The sequence below is a fragment of the uncultured Veillonella sp. genome (assembly GCF_937981445.1).
In the GTDB taxonomy this organism is placed as follows: domain Bacteria; phylum Bacillota; class Negativicutes; order Veillonellales; family Veillonellaceae; genus Veillonella_A.
Window position 1 is genome coordinate 48,348 of sequence record NZ_CALJON010000034.1, and the last position, 19,906, is coordinate 68,253.

Below are 19,906 nucleotides of genomic sequence, written 5' to 3' on the forward strand. Positions count from 1 at the left end.
GAGTATATTATGTTAAAGGCCTATTTAAAGGATGGTAAAGCTTGGACAGAACGTTTTTTAGCAACTGCTTTAACAAGTCCATGTGAAGAATACAATGGACTTTACGAGTCTATGAAGTACAGCCTAATGATGGGGGGCAAACGAATCCGTCCTATATTAACAAAGGCTGTTATGGAATCGCTGGGCGTTGATCCTGAACCATATAAGGAAATTGTGTGTGCCATTGAGCTCATTCATACCTATTCCTTAATTCATGATGATTTGCCAGCTATGGACAATGACGATTATCGTCGCGGTAATTTGACTAATCATAAAGTCTATGGCGATGGCATGGCTATTTTGGCCGGCGATGGTTTAAATACCTTTGCCTTTGAACTAATGGGACAAAATACAGTAGCTACAGCAGAACAAAAAAATGCAGCCATTGTAGCATTGGCTAAAGCCGCTGGTCCTAGTGGCATGGTTGGGGGACAGGCTTTTGACTTATCCTCTGAAGGTCATAATTTAAGCTTAAAAGAGCTTCAAGTGTTGCATAAAGGTAAGACTGGTGCCTTATTCTTAGGAGCTATTGAAATTGGTCTTATCCTAGCTAATGCAGCCCCTCATATTTGTGAGAAGTATAGAGCATATGGTGATCAATTAGGTCTTTTATTCCAAATTACTGACGATATATTAGATGTAACAGGTACTATTGAAGATTTAGGTAAAATGCCTGGTAGCGATGAAAAAATGCACAAAGCTACCTATGTGTCCATCTTAGGTGAAGCAGAAGCGCGGAAAAAAGCCGAAGAAGTAGGTCAATTAGCGAAGGCTGCATTAAGCGATATTGATGGAGATATAAGCATTTTAACAGGTCTTGTTGATTACTTGTTGCACCGCACAAATTAATAATGAGGTGTCTGGATTAATATGAATTTTTTGAATGAAATTTTTAGTAATTATATAGCACAGGCTGCGTTGTGGGGGTGGTTTATAGCTCAGGCAATTAAGTTTGTTATTGTATTATTACAAGCAAAGCGTTTTCAATGGGAACGCTTAGTTGGATCAGGTGGATTTCCAAGCTCTCATACGTCTTTAGTTATCGCTTTAACCACTGCATTAGGGTACAAGCATGGATTGGGCTCTGACTTATTTGTCATAGCTTTAGTATTTTCCCTTATTGTTATGTATGATGCGTCAGGCGTTCGCCGTGAAGCGGGGCGACAGGCGCAGATACTAAATCAATTACTAACACATTTTAAAAGCCGCGATATTCCCGTGTATATGGAAAGTGGACGCATGCTTAAGGAACTCTTAGGACATACGCCATTTGAAGTATTTGGGGGCGCTATTTTAGGCTACATAGTGGCGTCTGTAATGTATTACAATTTTATTTAAATTAAAGGATTTTATATGAGTACTAAAGAACGATTAGATGTGTTGCTGGTAAATCGTGGACTCTTTGAAAGTCGTGAAAAGGCCAAGTTAGCCATTATGGCAGGGCAGATTTTCATGGGCACGGTTTGCGTAGACAAGGCCGGTACTAAAATCCCTGTAGATGCGGAGTTATCGGTAAAAGGGCAGCAACTTAAATATGTAAGCCGTGGCGGCTTAAAGCTTGAAAAGGCCATTGAGTTATACCATATAGATTTAACTGACGCTGTTATGATCGATATTGGTGCCTCAACAGGAGGCTTTACAGATTGTGCACTGCAAAATGGGGCTCAAAAAGTATTTGCCATCGATGTGGGCTATAATCAATTAGCTTGGTCCTTGCGGCAAGATGAACGAGTTATTAATATGGAAAAACAAAATATCCGCTCCGTGACACCTGAACAATTAGGTGAACTTGCTGATTTTATTTCCATTGATGTAGCTTTTATATCCTTAGATAAAGTACTGCCTGTGGCGGTAAATCTATTAAAAGATAGTGGTTCCTTAGTAGCTCTGATTAAACCGCAATTTGAAGCAGGGCGAGAAAAGGTTGGTAAAGGTGGTATCGTACGAGAGCCAGCCATTCATGAGGAAGTATTAGACCGTATATTGCACATGGCATTAGATTGTGGATTTTATCTACATGGTCTCACATTTTCCCCTATCAAAGGAACTGAGGGCAATATAGAATTTTTAGGTTATTTCAAGAAAGTTGATGAAGGGGCTATTGCAGTTACAGACGACCTAATCCATGAAACTGTGAAAGCAGCCCATCAACTGTAGGAGTGTAGGAGTTGCTATGCGTATAGGTTTTATTCCTAATATGGGAAAAGAAAACATAATCGAAGTATTGAAGAAGGCTCATGATTTATGCATTGCTAAAGGGCTTGAAGTGTGGTTGCCTGAAGATCTTGAAGAATTTGACCTTCCAAAGATTTTAGGTGTACCTAAGGAACGGGTGTTACCACGTCCTGAAATTTTCAAACATTTAGATATTGCCTTTAGCTTTGGTGGCGATGGCACTATAATTCACTTAGCACGTCAAATTTATATGCATGATGTGCCTATTTGCGGGATTAATTTAGGTGAGCTAGGCTTTTTAAATCAGATTGAATTAGCGGAGATGGAAAAACGCATCAATAAGATTGCTTGTGGTGATTATCGCGTAGAAAATCGCATTCATTTGGCAGCGGAAATTCGCCGTCCCGATGGGGTTGAAAAATTAACACCTATTATTAATGAAGTGGTTGTATGTTGTGCAGAACCTGCTAAGATGGCGCGCATTAATCTGGCCATTAATGAAGGCTATACTCAGATGTATCCAGCGGATGGCTTGATTGTATCTTGCTCTACTGGTTCTACAGGGTATAATTTATCTGCCGGTGGTCCTATTATGGCACCTGATAATCACTCCATAATTGTTACCCCTATAGCACCTCATTTATTACAAAGTGTATCCTTAGTACTCAAAGAAAGTGCACGCATCGATTTAACGATGCCTGAACGTCAAAAGGGGCTACATATTTGTATTGATGGTACTTTTGATTATGACTTTACTAATAAGGACACTTTGCATATTGAAGCAAGTTCCTTATACAGTCGCTATGTGCGGTTCTATGATCAGAAGTTCTTTGCAACTTTGTTTAAAAAATTATCGGCTAGAAGAGAAGAGTTACTATGATTAATTTTAATCATGCAGTGAAACTACAGCATACCTTTTGGCAGGATTCTTTGGAGCAGGCGAAAGTTATAGTAGATGCGACCTTAGGCAATGGGCAAGATTTTCTATACTTAGCAGCTCATGCTTCGCCTGGTGCCGAATTATGGGGCATTGATATTCAGCCTTTAGCACTTGAAAAAAGCAAGGAGCTTTTAACCTCAAAATTAGAGCATAACCATGCAGCTTATCACTTTATTTTAGGCTCGCATGAACAGGTTATAGAAGATACAGCATTTTCAGGGCGCATTGATTTGCTGGTCTTTAATCTTGGGTATTTGCCTGGTGGCAATCATGATTTGATGACACATAGCGATACTACGATTAAAGCGCTCAAAGCAGGCCTTACAAAATTGAATCAAAGTGGTTTAATTACTATTGTTGCCTATCCAGGTACTGACATGGGTAAAGGGGAAAGCGAAAGGGTGTTAGAATTTATAAAGACTCTGCCGCAGCGCCAATATGATGTGTCTACTTGGGCGCCAGTCAATCAAGTAAATAATCCACCTATTTTATATATTATTAAAGGACGGTGACATATGAAACGGTATAGATATAACATCATTAAAGAAATAGTACAATCTCGTTCCATTGAAACTCAGGAAGAATTAGCTCAAGCATTAGCGGAGCGCGGTATTGAGGTCACTCAGGCCACTGTATCACGTGATATCAAGGAGCTTATGCTCATTAAAATTCCTACCGGTGATGGTCATTATCGCTATGCCTTATCTCCAGAAGAGAATGTGCTTTTATCTAGTAATCGCATTCATCGTTTATTCCAGGATTCCATTACGCGCGTTGATTTTAGTATTAATCAAATTGTGCTTCACACCTTACCAGGGTCTGCGCAGGCCGTGGCATTTGCTATTGACCATGCGAAGTGGAATGAAATTATTGGTACTATTGCAGGGGACGATACAATATTACTTATTGCGCGTTCCATTGAAGAAGTTCAACCTGTATTAAAACGAATTTCTGATTTAATGAAGGGATAATTTCATATGTTACTACAGATGGGGATTCGCAATTTTGCCCTCATTGAACAGATGAATTTAACATTTTCTAAGGGCATTACTATTTTTACTGGTGAAACTGGGGCCGGTAAATCCATTCTCATGGATGCGCTTAGCATCCTCTTAGGTGAGCGGGCGAGTAATGAATTTATTAGACATGAAAAAGACTCCTTTGTCATTGAAGGAGTCTTTGACATTGCTGATAATTCATCATTATTAACTCTATTAGAAGCTAAGAATATAGTAGTAGAAGACGATGGCGTCTTAATTTTATCGCGCTCTTTTAATCGCCAGGGTAAGTCTAATATTCTCGTAAATGATCAGCCCATACCATTAAAAGCATTACGGGAAATAGGTTTATACTTGGCTGATATTCATGGACAATACAATAATCAAATGCTCCTCAATGGGGAGACGCACCATCGCTATTTAGATGAATATTCAGAGGAAAGTAAAGCAGTTTACGCAAACTATGCTAATGCGTTTAAAGCCTATGAATCGGCCAAAAAAGCCTATGAAAATTTAGAGACCATGGCTGCTGAACGAGCTCGTGAAATGGATATGTTGCGCTTTCAAATTGATGAAATTGAAGAGGCTCAATTGCAACCAGGTGAAGATGTTGCTTTAAGTGCTGAATTAAAACGCTTAGATAGTTTTGAGCAATTAGACAAAGTATTAGGTGCCTGTTATACGGCATTTTACAGCGATCGACATGCCATATTAGATGCCGTTAATTCTGTTAAGTCAGAAGTGCTTGATTTAGTCTCCATTGATGAAGGCCTTAAAGATACGTCTGAACTGTTAAATTCGGCATATTTTCAATTAGAAGAAGTGGCTCAAGCCCTTGATCGATATCGCGATACCATTTCCTATGATGAGGAGCGCTATGCCTACTGTCAGGAACGGGATTCTTTGCTATATGGCTTAAAACGAAAATATGGAGAAACTATAGAGGCTGTTTTAGATTTTGAAGAACAGGCTCAAAAGCGCTTAGAAGAACTAGAAGCTCAAAGCTTTGCGCGGGACGAATTGGCTCAGGCTGTAGAGGAGAATAAAGTAAAGGCAGAACGTGCACTACTGACCTTACGTGATTTGCGGAAAACGAATGGAATGCGCATTGCTAACGAATTGCAAGCTCAATTAGTAGACTTAGGCATGCCTAATGCACAGATTCTTTTTGACATTGAAGACAGTGATGAATTAAATCGCCTAGGGGCTAAGCGCATTGAATTGCTCTTTAGTGCCAACAAAGGGGAAGGCTTATTACCTCTGCATAAGGTTGCTTCTGGGGGCGAAATTTCGCGTATTGCCTTGGCTTTTAAAACAGTCTTTAATGATCAATCTTTGAAGACTTTAGTATTTGATGAAATTGATGTCGGTATAAGTGGTGATATTGCATTGCGTGTGGCAAGCAAAATTTTACAAATAAGTAAGAATAATCAAGTTTTTTGTATTACTCATTTACCACAGACGGCTAGTATTGCGGATGACCATTATCACCTATATAAGCATGAAGTGGACGGGCGCACTGTTTCTCAGATTAGAGGATTTACACCTCACGACCATGAAGAGCAGATTGCGCGCATGATGTCGGGACAAAACTTCTCTCATACCGCTTTAGAAACGGCCCGTGAAATGATTGCTCATTTCAAAAAATAAACAAAAGTGTTTGACGGTAGGACAAAATAATATTATACTATTAATAATCGTTTAAAATATACTTTTGTTCACAAATAAATAGAAGTATTATGTAATTTATTATTAACTATCTTGCTCTTATAGTGGATATAAGAAGGGTGGTTTAGGTTGTAAAACCGAGATCAGTGGTAGCTAATCCACTGGTCTTTTTTCTTAGGAGGGATACGGATGACAACAGTAATGGTTTGTGGCACAACAGGTAAAATGGGACGAGAAGTTGTGAAGGCTGTCACTAAAGACCCAGAACTGACCTTAATTGGTGGCATTGATCCTAGTGCAGCAGGTGAAGATTTAGGTCTTGCAGCAGGCATAGACAAGCTAGGTATACAAATTGATGCCTCTTTAACTGACGCCCTCACTAAGCGAAAGCCAGACGTAATAGTGGATTTTACAACACCAGCCATTATCTTTGAAAATGCTAAAACTGTACTCGAAGCCGGTGTTCATATGGTAATTGGTACTACAGGCCTTACTGCAGAGCAACGAGCTGAATTGGCTACTATTTGTGAACGCACAGGGGCTAATTGCTTAGTAGCTCCTAATTTTTCACTAGGTGCCGTTATGCTCATGAAAACAGCAGCTGAATTAGCGCCCTATTTCCCAGATGTGGAAATTATTGAACTCCATCATAATCATAAATATGATGCCCCATCTGGTACGGCAGTGTTAACGGCTAAATTGATCAACGAAGCTAAAGAAGCAGCTCAAGTTAAAGCTTCAGAAGATAAGACTCGTGAAAGCTTACCAGGGGCTCGCGGCGCTAAGGTAGATGATGTTACTATTCACAGCGTACGCCTTCCAGGCTATGTAGCACATCAGGAAGTACTATTTGGTGGCTATGATGAAACATTGACCTTGCGTCATGATTCCTTGAGTCGTTTATCCTTTATGCCAGGTGTTGTATTGGCATGTAAAAAGATTAAAGAGAAAAAAGGTCTCGTATACGGACTGGAACATTATTTATAAAACTAAAATAGAGCGGGAGAGATACACATGAGAAAACCAAATGTAGCGATTTTAGGTGCCACTGGCGCAGTAGGACAAGAATTTATTACTTTAATTGAGGAGCGCAATTTTCCTTTTGAAAATTTAAAATTATTAGCTTCAGCTCGCTCCGCTGGCAAGGAATTAACTGTAGCCGGTAAAACCTATGTTGTGGAGGAAGCCACTCCCGAATCTTTTGAAAACATTGACATTGCTTTATTTGCAGGTGGTTCCATTTCTAAGACTTTGGCTCCTGAAGCAGTAAAGCGTGGCGCTATTGTTATCGATAACTCCAGTGCCTTTCGCATGGACCCTAATGTGCCATTAGTGGTGCCAGAAGTTAATCCAGAAGATATTGACACTCATAAAGGGATTATTGCCAATCCGAATTGTTCTACTATTATTATGGCATTAGGTTTAAAACCTTTATATGATTTATCTCGTATTAAACGTATCGTCGTAAGTACTTATCAGGCCGTGTCTGGTGCTGGTAAAGAAGGTATTGATGAACTAACTAATCAAGTGATGCAAGTTAGTAAGGGCGATAGTACAGAAGAACTAGAGGCTCATATTCTTCCTTGTGCATCTGATAAGAAACATTATCCTATTGCCTTTAATGTAATTCCTCAGATTGACGTTTTCCTTGATAATGACTATACTAAGGAAGAAATGAAAATGGTCAATGAAACACAGAAGATTTTCCATGATGAGGCCATTGAAATTGTACCTACAACGATTCGCATTCCTGTATATCGTTCACATTCTGAGTCTGTTCTTGTAGAAACAGAAGAACCTGTAAGTGTAGCTGATTTTAGAGCAGCCTGTGAGGCCTTCCCAGGACTTATTGTAAAAGATAATCCTAAAGACCAAGAATATCCAATGCCTTTATATACATCTAATCATAATGATTGTGAAATCGGACGTATCCGCAAAGATTTATACAATGATCGAGGCATGAATTTTTGGATTGTCGGGGACCAAATTCGCAAAGGTGCTGCTTTAAACGCATTACAAATTGCAGAATATATTATTGAAAAACAAGCATTTTAATAAGCTTTTTGATTCCTATAAGGAGGTTCCTCTATGAAAACCTTAGGTCGTGTACTAACTGCTATGATTACACCATTTACTGCTGACGGAGCAGTTGATTTTGATGGAGCTCTTAAATTAGCCAAGTATTTATTAGCCAATGGGTCAGATGGTTTGATTGTTTGTGGTACTACAGGGGAAAGTCCTACCATTGATAATGAAGATAAATTAAAATTATTTAAGCTCATTGCTAGCGAATGTGGGCAGCAAGGAACTATTGTAGCTAATACAGGTTCTAATAATACGGCGCGTTCTGTGGAATTTACGGCTGCTGCCTCTAAAACTGGTGTGCATGCGGTAATGGCTGTTGTGCCTTATTATAATAAACCTAATCAAGAAGGTTGTTATTTACATTTTAAAGCCATTGCAGAAGCTACTGACTTACCAGTCATTGTCTATAATGTGCCAGGCCGCACTGGTGGCTCTATTACGCCAGAAACGATTGCCCGCCTTAATAAAGTGGCACCTAATATTTGTGCTGTAAAAGAAGCGAGCGGTGATATTTCAGTAGCGCAACGCATTTATCATTTATTGCCTGAAGGCTTTATGATTTATAGTGGTGATGATGCCTTAACCTTGCCAATGGTTGCTATTGGTGGATTGGGAATTATTTCTGTAGCAGCTCATGTAGTGGGCCGTGAAATGAATGATATGTTAAAAGCCTATGAAGCAGGCGATGTAGCTTTGGCAAAAGATATTAATGAACAGTTACAGCGTGTATGTAAGGCTATGTTTGTTACTACGAATCCGATTCCTGTAAAATACGCTGTGCGCCAATTAGGTTTGCCAGCCGGTCCATATCGTTTGCCTATGTGTGAACCAAATGATAAGGAAAAATCTGTTATAGATGAAGCCATTGCGCCATATTTAAATCGTTAATCCTAGGAACTGGAATTAACAGGAAAATAGAACTAGAATTAACAAGAAAATATAAGCAAAATACAATCAAAATATAAGCAAGTATAAAAAATAAGCCAGTATAGGCCAAAATATTATCAAAAAGAAAAAGCGAACACTTGTTTTCTTGACCCCATAGGGGTTAAAGGAACAAGTGTTCGCTTTTATATATATGGAGAAATTAATGTAAAAAAACCTAAAATATAATGTAAAAAATAATGTAAAAAATTATACAGAAATAAAGGGTAAAATAATAGAGCCTATATAAATGAATATATAAGCTCTATGTAGAATTAATAGTAGTTAACACATTAAATATGATCGCGAATGAGACCGATAACTTTACCTTCAATCTGGCAATCTTTAGTGTAAATTGGCTGAAATTCGCTATTTTCTGGTTGTAAACGGATACGATCAGCTTCACGATAGAAACGTTTTACTGTGGCTTCATCATCAATGCGAGCTACTACAATATCGCCATTATTAGCTGTAGATTGGTTGCGAACGATGAGTAAATCGCCTTCGAACATGCCAATATCGCGCATAGATTCGCCTCTAACGCGCAATAGGAAGCATTCCGAATTGCCAATTAAAGATAGAGGAAGGGGCACCGTAGACTCTTGGTTTTGAATTGCTGTAACAGGGAGGCCAGCTTGTACTGTGCCAATGAGAGGTACAACGCGAAGCTTGGATTGCATCATTTCAAATGTATCAGAAGAGGTGACTTGATTATCTTCTGATTTGGCAACTGGGGGTACATATTTTTGTTTCATACCGACTACAGTGATGGAGCGATTTTTATTAATATCGCGTTTAATATAGCCAAAACGCTCTAATGTATTGAGATGACTTTGCACTGTAGATGTAGAGCTTAAGCCCATATAGTTGCAGATTTCGCGCACGCTAGGGCAGCGATACTTTGTCTGTAAAGACTCAGTAATATATTCTAAAATACGTTTTTGTTTGGGATTAATATCAGTTGCTGGTCGTCTCAAGGGGAAAACCTCTCATTCATAAAAAAAGAACAAAAATACTTATATATGGATACATAGTAAAAATATAGTATTACTATTATAACAAACTATTTAACTTAATACTATTATAATTCGAACATTTAAAGATTGTCAAATAAATGTTCGAAAAATAACTTGACCGAACATTTATTCGCGTGTTATAATTTGCTTGTAAGAGAACATACATACTACACTAAATGTTCGATATTACTATTTAAGTTACTATTAATAGCAACTGGTTTTAAGAGATTTTGTTAGGATTTAGGGATATATAGAATATGTGAGGCGAGTACAATGAAAAGAGATTTTATTATTGCATTAGGTATGTGTTTGACTTTATTAGTAGGCTTTTTTACATCCACTACAAATGCTGAATTAGATGTACATAATGTAAAGATTGTGACTGTAAAATCAGGCGACACATTATGGGACATTGCATCAGCTAATTCAACTAATGATATTGATGTGCGTGAAATGATTCATGCCATGAAAGAGTTAAACCAACTTGATGAGTCAGTAACATTAGAACCTGGTAGTACCTTGAAAATTCCTACCATTCAAACAAATGATGGTCAAGCATCTCATTACGTGGCCACCAAGGAATAATTAACAATATAGACTCGATACATAATAAAACGATTTTTCCTTAACTGATTATAATCAATTAAGCGTTATATACAGTAAGATCACTCCCGATTTGCACTGTTTATATATACAACTGAATAGAAAAAGGAATTCACAAGCGGCTTGTGGATTCCTTTTTTGTTTTATTTTGTTGTATTAACGCCTTTGTTTAAAAATCGTATTAATGGCATTATTTTCAAAGCGGCTGGCCTCATTAATATAGCGTCGTACCATATTAACACTATGATGGCGTGTTTGTCGCATAATATTACGTTCTTCCACGCCAAAGGCGGCTGCTGTAGTAGCAAAACCATGACGAAGGCTATGGGCGCCATACATTTGAGGGTCAAGACCAATTAGGCTGACATATTTTTTTACAATCTCAGCAATGCTCTTATCACTAATAGCTGTTTTGCGTAAGGTCATTTTCTTCGTAAAACCTCTGAAAATTGGACCACTTTTAATACCATAATACCGGAGCCACTCCTTGAGGGCCCTTACAGCGCAAAATTCAGCGTTTTCTATATAAGGGATGGCTACAACGGCACCTTGGCCTTCTTGGTCGGCTTTTGAAGCTTCCACAAAGATTTCCATACCTTGAGGAGAGAAGCTCAGATTTTCTACCTCAATAGCGCTTAATTCGCTGCGTCTAAAGGCGCCCATAAAGCCTACGAGTAAAATAGCTTTATCGCGGAGCTTAACTATAGGATCTAAGTCTAATGAATCCATCTCTTCAAATATATCTTCTAAATCTTCTAATAAAATAGGCGTTTTACCTTGCTGATAGGTCCCTTTTAAGCGGCGTATGCCACGTAGGGCTGATTTAACTAAAGAAGACTTACAGGGATTATCAGGTATGCCAGAGGCGTTAAAGTTTTCTGAAATAGCGCTAATACGACGTGATATAGTATTGGCTTTAGCATTGTCGGCTAAATCATTAATGTAGTTAGCAATAGTTTCAGGCGTAGCTGGAAATGCTATGGTTTTATTTAGTTCACACCAATATACAAAATCATCCCAGTCAGATTCATAGGCATTGATTGTATTTTCTGATTTTGATAGTAAAATGCTTTGTTTAGCTTTCTGTGAGAGTTTGGAGCTAGCCATAAGTATTTCGTTGTCACGCAAGTAGAAATGCTTGTTAGAGGCCAAAATAGGAGCCCCCTTTCATTTTTATATAAAAAATTACTTCCGATAATATATCGTTATCGGAAGTAATTATATCATAGGACCTAAGGTAAGTCAAATTGACCTACCTAGACCTATTAGTATAATCAAAGATTACTATTGTTTTTTAGAAGCACAACGATCTAATAAGTAGGCAATGCTTACAAATGGGATGCCACCATTTTCGCCAAGACCAATTTCACAGGTAGAACTGGAGCTTACGCCTAAGGTACAGCCATAGGATTTAATTTCTGCCGCTAAATCCTTGGTAGCACATTTATTAAGTTCTGGTGTAAAGAAACCTTTTTGACCAGCAAAACCATCACAGGCAAAGGATTTAATATTGAATACTTTATCCGTACATGCACGAGCTAAGTTTTCAATGTATTGCTGTTTGCCCAAAGTTTTAATCTTACATTGTTTATGTACAATAACAGATTCGTCACATTTCTTAATATCTAAGTTTGGCAAAATCGTATATAAGAATTCAGAAATATCTAAAATCTTAAGGCCTTCAATATGACGGAATGCATGGTTGAAGCAAGCGGAATGGTCAATTACGATTGGATAAATGCCACCTTCACTCGCTTTGGTTAGCGCTTCAGTAAGATCTGCTAAGGCTTTTTTATCAATTTCTTCATAATTTTCAAAGCTTAGACCACAGCAGAGATTTTCAATATGAGGTGGATAAATTACATTATACCCTGCTTTATCGCAAAGGCTTTCAAACACTTGTTGAATGCTTCTCGTATCATCATATCCTTGGTTCTGACGGAAGGCACGATTAGCACAAGTACTGAAGTATACTACATTCTTTTGGTACTTAGGATTGCGTTTAGTTCGCAATGTATATGTATTAGCCTTAGGCATAGTTTTTGGTACATAAGGTGTTAGACCTGTTAATTTATGGGCATCTTCACTAATTTTTGCAAGTAATGTTTTAGTAGCCACTTTACCAGCTGCACCACCAAGCGTTACGCCTACCTTAGCGGCTTTAATGGTAGTATTGAAATTATTGTAAATCGCATGAGCGAGTCCGCGACCTGCTGGATCTATCTTGCGCAAAGATAATGCGATTTGTGCTGTATCGATGCCTAGTGGACATAATTGAGAACACATGGAGCATGCTGCACAGGTGTCAACACCATAATATTCATAGCCCTTTTTGAGCTCCGCTGCCATAGCTGTATTGCCTTCTTTTAAGAGGCGTTTTTCTTCACGTAATAAGGAAATACGTTGACGAGGTGTTAATGTTAAATTACGACTTGGACAATTCTTTTCACAGAAACCACATTCCATACACATATTGAACAATGGGTCAATATCGCTCATAGCTTTTAGGTTTTTCTTATATACATCAGGGTCATCTGTAATAATTACATCTGGATTTAATAAGCCCTGAGGGTCGAAGATTTCTTTAATGCGACGGTTTACTGCGTACGCTTTTTTGCCCCATTCCATTTCTACGAAAGGTGCCACCATGCGGCCCGTACCATGTTCTGCTTTAATAGAGCCTTCTACACCAGCTACACGTTCCGCCATTTCTTTTACGAGACCAGCGAAATTATCCATTTCTTTTTGTTCGTTAAAGTTTGGTGTAATGATGAAATGCACATTACCACTTAGAGCGTGACCAAAGATAATGCCACTGTCAACAAAATCGTATTTGTGGAATAAATCTGTAATCATTTCTATGCCATCAGTGAAGTCTTCGATTTTAAAGCATACATCTTCAGTAATAACTGTTGTACCAGGACGGCGAAGACCGGCTGCAATTGGCAATAAACCTTTGCGGATAACCCACCAGCTATTGTATTCAGAGGCATCTTTAGAATATAGACTTGGAATGGCTGTTGGAATATCCTTTAACTGCTCTTTAATATAGGCGAGGTTTGCATCTAAGGTTGCTTCATCATTGCTTTCTGATTGGAATAAAATACAGCTAGTTCCTTCTGGAACATGGCGAACAAAGCTTGGTACTTCAGGCAATTGCTGTACACTCTTAAGACTTAAGTAGTCCATCATTTCAGCTGCCACTACTCGTTCACGGCCCATGCCAGCAAGAGCTACTACAGCACGAGAAGCATCATTTAATTTTTCAAAGAATAAGAGACCGCAGCCTTTGAATTTAGCGTCATCTACGCAATTATAAGTTACTTCGCTTACAAAGCCTAATGTACCTTCACTGCCTATGAAAATATGATTTAATATATCAGTAATAGTTTCGAAATCAACTAAGGTGTTGATGCTGTAGCCAGTGGTATTTTTAATTTTGTATTTGCGTCGAATTAAATCTACTAATTCGGGGTCTTCCATAATATGGTTGCGAAGACCTAAAATTTCATTTACCATATCTTGATGGGTTTGTAAGAAGCTTTTAACACTGGCTTCGTTCCCAGTATCAAGAACGGTGCCATCAGCTAAGATAACACGCAATGAGCGAATTGTTTGATAAGAGTTTTGCGCCGTGCCACAACACATGCCACTGGAGTTGTTATTTAAAATCCCCCCTACTAAGGCAGTTGCTAATGTAGCAGGATCTGGGCCTATTTTTTTGCCATATTTGGCTAATGCATCATTGGCATCAATACCAATAACGCCACAAGCTAGGCGGATGGCATTGCCGTCTTCAAGTACTGTTACATCTTTAAAGCCATCATTAGCTACGATAAGTACATCTTCTGAAGAACATTGACCGGATAAAGAGCTCCCTGCAGCTCTAAATGTTACTGGCGTGCCACAGCGATTGGCTAACAGCACTAATTGAATCACTTCTGCTTCAGTATGTGCCTTCACCACTACTTTGGGTAAATAACTATAGCAAGATGCGTCAATCCCATACGCATAGCGCAACAAATAATCTGTAAATACTCGATCAGGACAAATTTTCTTTGCTTCTATTACAAATGTGTTGTAATCTTTTCTCAATACCATACCCATCAGTTTAGGACCTCCTAGTATTTACTACCTATACATCACTTAGATGTTACCCAAATGGTAATCTATTAAGTTAAGAATAGCATACTATATAATCAATGTAAATTAAAATTGGGCTTTATTTATCATGGTTTTATAATTAGTATATGACTCATGCTAGGATGGTTTATTATCACTTATGAGAATACATTTTCGAATATTATAATGAGTGTATGACATTTTACAAGATAGCTATTACAAGGTATAATTAGATGATATGGTAAGATTGAAAAAAACACATACACAGCCATAGACTTTACGTCCCTAGAAATTATGGTTATAGGTAATACTTAAGAGCTATAAGAGATCACAAAAACTTCAGATCTATAGCAGATAGCAAAGACTTAAGAGCCATAACAGATAGTAAAGACGTAAGAGCTATAGCAAATAGTAAAGACTCAAGATTTATAACAATATGGTGATTGCTGGTTGTGTTAGATATAATATGATGAAAGTAGGTGGCCTTCAGTGGCAAATTCAGTGGGAACTCATTTATTAATAGATTTATATGCATGTTTAGAGGAAGCGGTAAGCTCCCCTGTTATGATTCAAGAAAGTGTGACTAATGCCTTAGAAGCAGCTAAGCAACCGGTTGATGAAATAAGTTGCCAAGTATTAGATAATGAAATTATATTATTTGCTATGGCACATCGCTGTCATATAATTGTCCATACTTATCCTGATATGGGCTATGCTGCCGTTGATATTTATACTTTTGGTATTCCTTTACAAGCTACTCTTATTATGCGCGAATTAAAGCAATCCTTAGGGGCTGAACGGGTTAAAGCAACGAGTGTAAATCGTGGTGATTTTGGTTCGCTGCGCGATATGAAGCCTCGTAAGAAAACCTCTCTCTCTGCGTTAGCACGGGTAACAAGAACGCGCTTACGCCTTCAAGAAACGGGTACTAAATTGCGCTCTAAAGGCGCCAAAGTGTTTAAGGTCATAGCTAAGAAAAATACGGGCTCTCAGGCTATGCATTCAGAACCTATGTCCTCCTCTACCAATAAAATATCTGAAAGTACCAATAATATATCTGGCAGTACAAATAACATGTCTCGTACTACTGATGGTACAGAATCTAGATAGGAACCAGTATAGAATCTAAACAGGTACTAGCATAGAAACTATACAGGCAACAGTATAGAATATAAACAAGAACTAGTACATGATACAAATAAACAGGTATACCACATATTCTGAACTGGCAATCAATTTAAGATACACTAGCTTTAATTAAATATACTATTTAAAATACTATTAAAAAAGACGCTCTTTTGAGCGTCTTTTTCTGCTTTAGCGAGTGGTCTACTCTCGTCTTATAATAAATAAATCTTATAATAATCTTATAATAAAGTATCAACAGCAATTTGAAGTACTAAATCATGAGGATTATCACAGAGATAATCTGGCTTAGCAGCTTCTAATTCTTCGCGGGTGCCATAGCCATACGTTACCCCTAAGGCGCGGCATCCTAGTGCTTTCGCAGCTAAAATATCATATTTGCGGTCCCCTACCATGTACCAGCTAGTAATATTTTTCTTCACGCGACTATTCGACATTTCTTTAAGTTCTTTAATCGTCTCGTTTAAAATATCTTCTTTATGAACAAGGCCTTGGTCCACATTGGCACCTTTAATTACTTCAAAGTATTTAGTAAGATTAAAGTGCTCTAGGATTTCACGAGCTAAATGCTCTGGTTTTGCTGTAGCAACTGCTACATAAGTATTAGTTTGACGCAAGGTAACGAGCATACGTTCAATATCAGGATATACTTCATTTTCAAATTTCCCAATACTTTCATAACGTTCTTTAAAATACCCATATGTTTCTTGCGCTTCTTCTAGGCTCATATGACAATGTTCCTGTAAGGATTCAAGCATAGGAGGCCCTAAAAATAACTGTAAAGTGGCATCGTCAGGAATAGGTGCCCCCTTTTTATCCAAGGCATATTTAATGGATGTAATAATACCTTTGGCTGAATCAGTTAAGGTACCATCAAGGTCAAAGATAATGCAAATCATAGAAAATCCTTTCTGTAAATAGTACATCTTCAGTTAGTACAGGATAACTTATAAATTTTTTACTAGTAAGTCTGAAATTAATAAATCTGCAGTTTGTAAACTGGTAGTTAATAAGTATGTGTTTAAAAACCATACTACTAGGCATGGAAGATAATTGTTTTAAGATACTTTATTGTATGTTACAATTAATGTATCATAACACAGTATACTAAGTAGTATAAGGAGGCCGTATTATGGATTTTGAAGAACAAAAAGTTCCTGAGAGTATCTTAGATAAATACACAAAAGTATGTACCTGTCGCAGTATTAGTCGCAAGACGATTAAAGAAGCTATTAATGACGGCTGTGACACGATTCCCAAAATTCGTGAACGCACTGGCGCTGGCACGGGCTCTTGTGGGGGTAAAAACTGCGGTGTTCGCATTGTAAAATTACTCCAAGATATGGGAAAATTACCAAAACCAAAAGCTAAGGAATAGTTTATAACTAATAAGTAAAAAAAGAGTTAACGCGTAACAATTGTTGCGGTTAACTCTTCTTTTTTTTCGAGTTTAATGCTCTCGCTTATTTAGCTTTATCTTCTTCCTTTTTTTAAGGCTTCTTTTAAAGTATGCCAAGCAAGGACAGCACATTTTACACGGGCTGGCATATTGGAAATATTTGTTAATGCAATGGCATCTTCTAATTCTTCCAATTCGTCATCGTCCGTTACTTCTTTTTTTATCATGCCAAGGAACAAATCAACGAGACGAAACGCTTCATCTAATGATTTGCCTTTAATAATATCAATCATCATAGATGCTGATGCCTGACTAATGGCACAGCCAGAGCCAGTATAGGCAGCATCTACTACTACATTATCCTTCACATCAATTTGTAAAGTTAAATCATCACCACAACTTGGATTATGGCCATGTTCTGATGTAGTGAACATATCAAGTAGACGTTTATTACGCTTGTCTTGATTATGTTCTAAAATTAACTCAGTATATAACTGATCCATTTCCATGGAATAAACCTCCTACTTCTACTGCCTAGTAACTAATGATTTAGTTTATTTTACTGTATTAATCTTTAAGGCCCATAGTAGGACGAACTTTTTTAACAGCTTCTAGGAAGATGTCTAAGTCTTCCTTACGTGTGTACACATACATGCTTAGACGACTTGATGCTGGTACATTATAGTACGCACCAAGTGGTTGTGCACAGTGATGACCAGAGCGGATGCAAACACCTTCATTATCGAGTATAGTCGCTACATCATGAGGATGTACATCATCGATAGTAAAAGCAATAACGCCATGTTTTTCCGCTGGATCTTCAGAACCTAATACATGAACATGAGGAATGGCCAATAATTTAGGCAATACATAGGCTACTAATTCTTTTTCGTAAGCGTTAATATTGTCCATGCCAAATTCTTCTAAATATTCAATGGCCGCTTTAAGTGTAACTGCACCATGAGCGTTAGGTGTGCCGGCTTCAAATTTATAAGGCACTTCATTGTAAGTGGTAGTTTGCTCTTTTACGTATTCAATCATATCACCACCAAGTAAGAATGGTGGCATCTCTTCTAGAAGATGACGTTTCCCATACATAACGCCAATCCCTTGAGAGGCACACATTTTATGACCAGAGAATACGAAGAAATCACAATTTAGAGCCTGTACGTCAATCTTTTTATGTGGTGCAGATTGAGCTCCGTCAAGAATGGCAATAGCGCCAACTGCATGAGCTCGTTCAATAAGTTCTGCTACTGGAAATTCCATACCAAGCACATTACTTACATGAGCAAAGGATACGATTTTAGTATTTTTATCAATTTTATCCATTTCGCCTGGTTTTAAATGGCCTGATTCATCTAAATACATGAACTCTAAAGTAGCACCAGTAACCTGACAAACACGCTGCCAAGTTACTAAATTAGCATGATGTTCAGCTATAGTAATAACAATTTTATCGCCTTTTTTTAGATTATGTAAACCATAACTAAAAGCAATTAAATTTAAGCTTTCTGTAGTATTTCGAGTGAGAACCACTTCTTCACGCTCTTTGGCGTTAATAAAGCGCTGCACTGCATCACGTGTTGTTTCATATGCTTCAGAAGCTTCTACAGCTAAGATGTGAGCCCCACGATGAGGATTGCCATTATGCTCTGTTAAATGCTTGTGCAAGGCGTTTAACACAGGTTCTGGCATTTGAGTAGTTGCCCCACTGTCTAAATAAACAATGCGGTGACCTTTATGTTCTTTTTTTAAGATTGGAAAATCTTGGTATGCTTCAGCAACAGATCTCATAATACACCTTCTTATTAATGACTAAATTTTAGCACGAACTGTAGCAAGAGCTAATTCTTCTAACTCTTCACTACCAAGTCGATCGATTAAAGGACGTAGCATAGATTCGACAATCATATGCTTGGCTTCAGCTTCACTAAAGCCACGACTCATAATATAAAATAGTTTTGTTTTATCTAATTGTCCAGCGCTGGCTGCATGATTACCAACAACATTATCTTCTTTACAGAGCAATAATGGTAAGGACACAGATTTTACAGTTGGATCAAGAAGAACGCAAGTATCTTCTTCAGCCCCTTCAGAGGCCACGCTACCACGAATAAAATCTAAGGTACCGCGGAAGGATTTCTTAGATTCCCCGCCTAGGGCACCGAGGACATGAATGTCACTAACAGTTTTCTTCCCTACATGAGACATGAGCATGGATATATCAAACTTTTGTTTTTTCTCGCCAAGGTAAGCCAAGTCGTGAACAATATGAGCTTCTTCACCAGTTAAATCTTGGGTGTAATGTAAGAAGTTTTCACTGCCACCTAATTCTACATTAAGGTATTCGACTTTACTGTTAGCACCTAATTTAGTATAGCGATGTTCGATTTGTTGTAAACCTTCGCTTAAGAGCTGAAGTTTCTTAACCGTTACATTGCCATTAGGGGCCGCATTTACTTCTGTAAGAAGATTGATGCCACCTTCTTTAGCACTGCCCTTTACAATGTAAAGGAGTTCTAAATTGCCTTCTGATGCTACATCGATGGCTACACGTGTTTTATCGCCTACACTAGGCACATTAGCATCGATAGTGATGACAACTTTTTCATTTCCTTTGGCAGGTACTGTAATGGCTACACCTTTATTGTATTCATTAGTTACTGCTTCTAAGGAAGAACGTTCAGCGCCTTTGAAATTAGGATTTAATAAAGCTTTATTTCCTAGGTCAGTAACTACACCAGGATTAGCTTCGATTGTAATTTGAGCTGCTTCTTGGCCTTGGGCC

20 protein-coding genes are annotated in these 19,906 nt (G+C 38.0%); 13 read left to right on the forward strand and 7 right to left on the reverse strand.

Features of this window, described 5'->3' with window-relative positions:
- The first annotated feature begins 9 nt into the window (after positions 1-9).
- From Q0376_RS05810 to dapA, 10 genes are all read left to right on the forward strand, one after another.
- Positions 10-888, forward strand: a complete 879-nt coding sequence (locus Q0376_RS05810; RefSeq protein WP_298705140.1) for a polyprenyl synthetase family protein — start codon at positions 10-12, stop codon at positions 886-888.
- 21 nt (positions 889-909) lie between these two features.
- On the forward strand, positions 910-1,377 hold the full coding sequence (locus tag Q0376_RS05815; protein WP_298705142.1) for a divergent PAP2 family protein: 468 nt from the start codon (positions 910-912) through the stop codon (positions 1,375-1,377).
- 15 nt (positions 1,378-1,392) lie between these two features.
- A complete protein-coding gene (locus tag Q0376_RS05820; protein ID WP_298705144.1) occupies positions 1,393-2,196 on the forward strand; it encodes a TlyA family RNA methyltransferase in 804 nt (267 codons plus the stop codon).
- 16 nt (positions 2,197-2,212) lie between these two features.
- Positions 2,213-3,094, forward strand: coding sequence for an NAD(+)/NADH kinase (locus Q0376_RS05825; RefSeq protein WP_298705146.1), 882 nt, complete (start codon positions 2,213-2,215; stop codon positions 3,092-3,094).
- Complete coding sequence (locus Q0376_RS05830) at positions 3,091-3,666, forward strand: class I SAM-dependent methyltransferase (RefSeq protein WP_298705148.1); 576 nt, start codon at positions 3,091-3,093, stop codon at positions 3,664-3,666. The genes Q0376_RS05825 and Q0376_RS05830 overlap by 4 nt, the downstream gene beginning before the upstream one ends.
- A gap of 3 nt (positions 3,667-3,669) precedes the next feature.
- Positions 3,670-4,125: an arginine repressor gene (gene argR, locus Q0376_RS05835; protein ID WP_298705150.1), complete on the forward strand. Its 456-nt coding sequence runs from the start codon at positions 3,670-3,672 to the stop codon at positions 4,123-4,125.
- 6 nt (positions 4,126-4,131) lie between these two features.
- Positions 4,132-5,802 (forward strand): DNA repair protein RecN, encoded by a 1,671-nt coding sequence (gene recN / locus Q0376_RS05840; RefSeq protein WP_298705152.1) that lies wholly within the window; start codon positions 4,132-4,134, stop codon positions 5,800-5,802.
- A gap of 207 nt (positions 5,803-6,009) precedes the next feature.
- The gene (gene dapB, locus Q0376_RS05845) at positions 6,010-6,807 is read left to right on the forward strand and encodes a 4-hydroxy-tetrahydrodipicolinate reductase (RefSeq protein WP_298705154.1); all 798 of its coding nucleotides are present in this window, start codon (positions 6,010-6,012) and stop codon (positions 6,805-6,807) included.
- Positions 6,808-6,834: 27 nt separating this feature from the next.
- Positions 6,835-7,875, forward strand: a complete 1,041-nt coding sequence (locus Q0376_RS05850) for an aspartate-semialdehyde dehydrogenase (protein WP_298705156.1) — start codon at positions 6,835-6,837, stop codon at positions 7,873-7,875.
- Positions 7,876-7,908: 33 nt separating this feature from the next.
- Positions 7,909-8,793, forward strand: a complete 885-nt coding sequence (dapA, locus tag Q0376_RS05855; RefSeq protein ID WP_298705158.1) for a 4-hydroxy-tetrahydrodipicolinate synthase — start codon at positions 7,909-7,911, stop codon at positions 8,791-8,793.
- A gap of 329 nt (positions 8,794-9,122) precedes the next feature.
- Here the strand turns inward: dapA and lexA are convergent, their stop codons facing one another.
- Positions 9,123-9,806 (reverse strand): transcriptional repressor LexA, encoded by a 684-nt coding sequence (lexA, locus tag Q0376_RS05860; RefSeq protein ID WP_298705160.1) that lies wholly within the window; start codon positions 9,804-9,806, stop codon positions 9,123-9,125.
- Positions 9,807-10,118: 312 nt separating this feature from the next.
- On the opposite strand from lexA, the gene Q0376_RS05865 reads away from it, so the two are divergent.
- Positions 10,119-10,430 carry a LysM peptidoglycan-binding domain-containing protein gene (locus Q0376_RS05865; protein WP_298705162.1) on the forward strand — a complete coding sequence of 104 codons (312 nt, stop codon included), beginning with the start codon at positions 10,119-10,121 and terminating at the stop codon, positions 10,428-10,430.
- A 174-nt stretch (positions 10,431-10,604) separates the two neighbouring features.
- On the opposite strand, the gene Q0376_RS05870 is transcribed toward Q0376_RS05865, so the two are convergent.
- Both Q0376_RS05870 and Q0376_RS05875 read right to left on the reverse strand, forming a co-directional pair.
- A complete protein-coding gene (locus tag Q0376_RS05870) occupies positions 10,605-11,555 on the reverse strand; it encodes a site-specific integrase (RefSeq protein WP_298705180.1) in 951 nt (316 codons plus the stop codon).
- Positions 11,556-11,732: 177 nt separating this feature from the next.
- Positions 11,733-14,555 (reverse strand): FAD-binding and (Fe-S)-binding domain-containing protein, encoded by a 2,823-nt coding sequence (locus Q0376_RS05875; RefSeq protein ID WP_298705164.1) that lies wholly within the window; start codon positions 14,553-14,555, stop codon positions 11,733-11,735.
- Positions 14,556-15,059: 504 nt separating this feature from the next.
- Between Q0376_RS05875 and Q0376_RS05880 the strand changes: the two genes are divergently transcribed.
- Complete coding sequence (locus Q0376_RS05880; RefSeq protein WP_298705166.1) at positions 15,060-15,680, forward strand: S-adenosylmethionine decarboxylase family protein; 621 nt, start codon at positions 15,060-15,062, stop codon at positions 15,678-15,680.
- Positions 15,681-15,937: 257 nt separating this feature from the next.
- Here Q0376_RS05880 and Q0376_RS05885 read toward each other — a convergent pair whose 3' ends face one another.
- Positions 15,938-16,615 carry an HAD hydrolase-like protein gene (locus Q0376_RS05885; protein WP_298705168.1) on the reverse strand — a complete coding sequence of 226 codons (678 nt, stop codon included), beginning with the start codon at positions 16,613-16,615 and terminating at the stop codon, positions 15,938-15,940.
- Between the two features lie 233 nt (positions 16,616-16,848).
- Between Q0376_RS05885 and Q0376_RS05890 the strand changes: the two genes are divergently transcribed.
- Complete coding sequence (locus Q0376_RS05890) at positions 16,849-17,094, forward strand: (2Fe-2S)-binding protein (RefSeq protein WP_298705170.1); 246 nt, start codon at positions 16,849-16,851, stop codon at positions 17,092-17,094.
- Between the two features lie 95 nt (positions 17,095-17,189).
- Here the strand turns inward: Q0376_RS05890 and sufU are convergent, their stop codons facing one another.
- The 3 genes from sufU to Q0376_RS05905 form a co-directional block, all read right to left on the reverse strand.
- The gene (gene sufU / locus Q0376_RS05895; protein WP_298705172.1) at positions 17,190-17,624 is read right to left on the reverse strand and encodes a Fe-S cluster assembly sulfur transfer protein SufU; all 435 of its coding nucleotides are present in this window, start codon (positions 17,622-17,624) and stop codon (positions 17,190-17,192) included.
- A gap of 58 nt (positions 17,625-17,682) precedes the next feature.
- Complete coding sequence (locus tag Q0376_RS05900; RefSeq protein ID WP_298705174.1) at positions 17,683-18,912, reverse strand: SufS family cysteine desulfurase; 1,230 nt, start codon at positions 18,910-18,912, stop codon at positions 17,683-17,685.
- A gap of 21 nt (positions 18,913-18,933) precedes the next feature.
- On the reverse strand, positions 18,934-19,906 hold a 973-nt coding region (locus Q0376_RS05905), incomplete at its 5' end, for a SufD family Fe-S cluster assembly protein (protein WP_298705176.1).

Excerpts from the sequence above, each read along its gene's own strand:
- Q0376_RS05810 (WP_298705140.1), top strand. The coding sequence starts at position 10 with ATGTTAAAGGCCTATTTAAAGGATGGTAAAGCTTGGACAGAACGTTTT.
- Q0376_RS05815 (WP_298705142.1), top strand. The coding sequence starts at position 910 with ATGAATTTTTTGAATGAAATTTTTAGTAATTATATAGCACAGGCTGCG.
- Q0376_RS05820 (WP_298705144.1), top strand. The coding sequence starts at position 1,393 with ATGAGTACTAAAGAACGATTAGATGTGTTGCTGGTAAATCGTGGACTC.
- Q0376_RS05825 (WP_298705146.1), top strand. The coding sequence starts at position 2,213 with ATGCGTATAGGTTTTATTCCTAATATGGGAAAAGAAAACATAATCGAA.
- Q0376_RS05830 (WP_298705148.1), top strand. The coding sequence starts at position 3,091 with ATGATTAATTTTAATCATGCAGTGAAACTACAGCATACCTTTTGGCAG.
- argR (WP_298705150.1), top strand. The coding sequence starts at position 3,670 with ATGAAACGGTATAGATATAACATCATTAAAGAAATAGTACAATCTCGT.
- recN (WP_298705152.1), top strand. The coding sequence starts at position 4,132 with ATGTTACTACAGATGGGGATTCGCAATTTTGCCCTCATTGAACAGATG.
- dapB (WP_298705154.1), top strand. The coding sequence starts at position 6,010 with ATGACAACAGTAATGGTTTGTGGCACAACAGGTAAAATGGGACGAGAA.
- Q0376_RS05850 (WP_298705156.1), top strand. The coding sequence starts at position 6,835 with ATGAGAAAACCAAATGTAGCGATTTTAGGTGCCACTGGCGCAGTAGGA.
- dapA (WP_298705158.1), top strand. The coding sequence starts at position 7,909 with ATGAAAACCTTAGGTCGTGTACTAACTGCTATGATTACACCATTTACT.
- Q0376_RS05865 (WP_298705162.1), top strand. The coding sequence starts at position 10,119 with ATGAAAAGAGATTTTATTATTGCATTAGGTATGTGTTTGACTTTATTA.
- Q0376_RS05870 (WP_298705180.1), bottom strand. The coding sequence starts at position 11,555 with ATGGCTAGCTCCAAACTCTCACAGAAAGCTAAACAAAGCATTTTACTA.
- Q0376_RS05875 (WP_298705164.1), bottom strand. The coding sequence starts at position 14,555 with ATGGGTATGGTATTGAGAAAAGATTACAACACATTTGTAATAGAAGCA.
- Q0376_RS05885 (WP_298705168.1), bottom strand. The coding sequence starts at position 16,615 with ATGATTTGCATTATCTTTGACCTTGATGGTACCTTAACTGATTCAGCC.
- Q0376_RS05890 (WP_298705170.1), top strand. The coding sequence starts at position 16,849 with ATGGATTTTGAAGAACAAAAAGTTCCTGAGAGTATCTTAGATAAATAC.
- sufU (WP_298705172.1), bottom strand. The coding sequence starts at position 17,624 with ATGGAAATGGATCAGTTATATACTGAGTTAATTTTAGAACATAATCAA.
- Q0376_RS05900 (WP_298705174.1), bottom strand. The coding sequence starts at position 18,912 with ATGAGATCTGTTGCTGAAGCATACCAAGATTTTCCAATCTTAAAAAAA.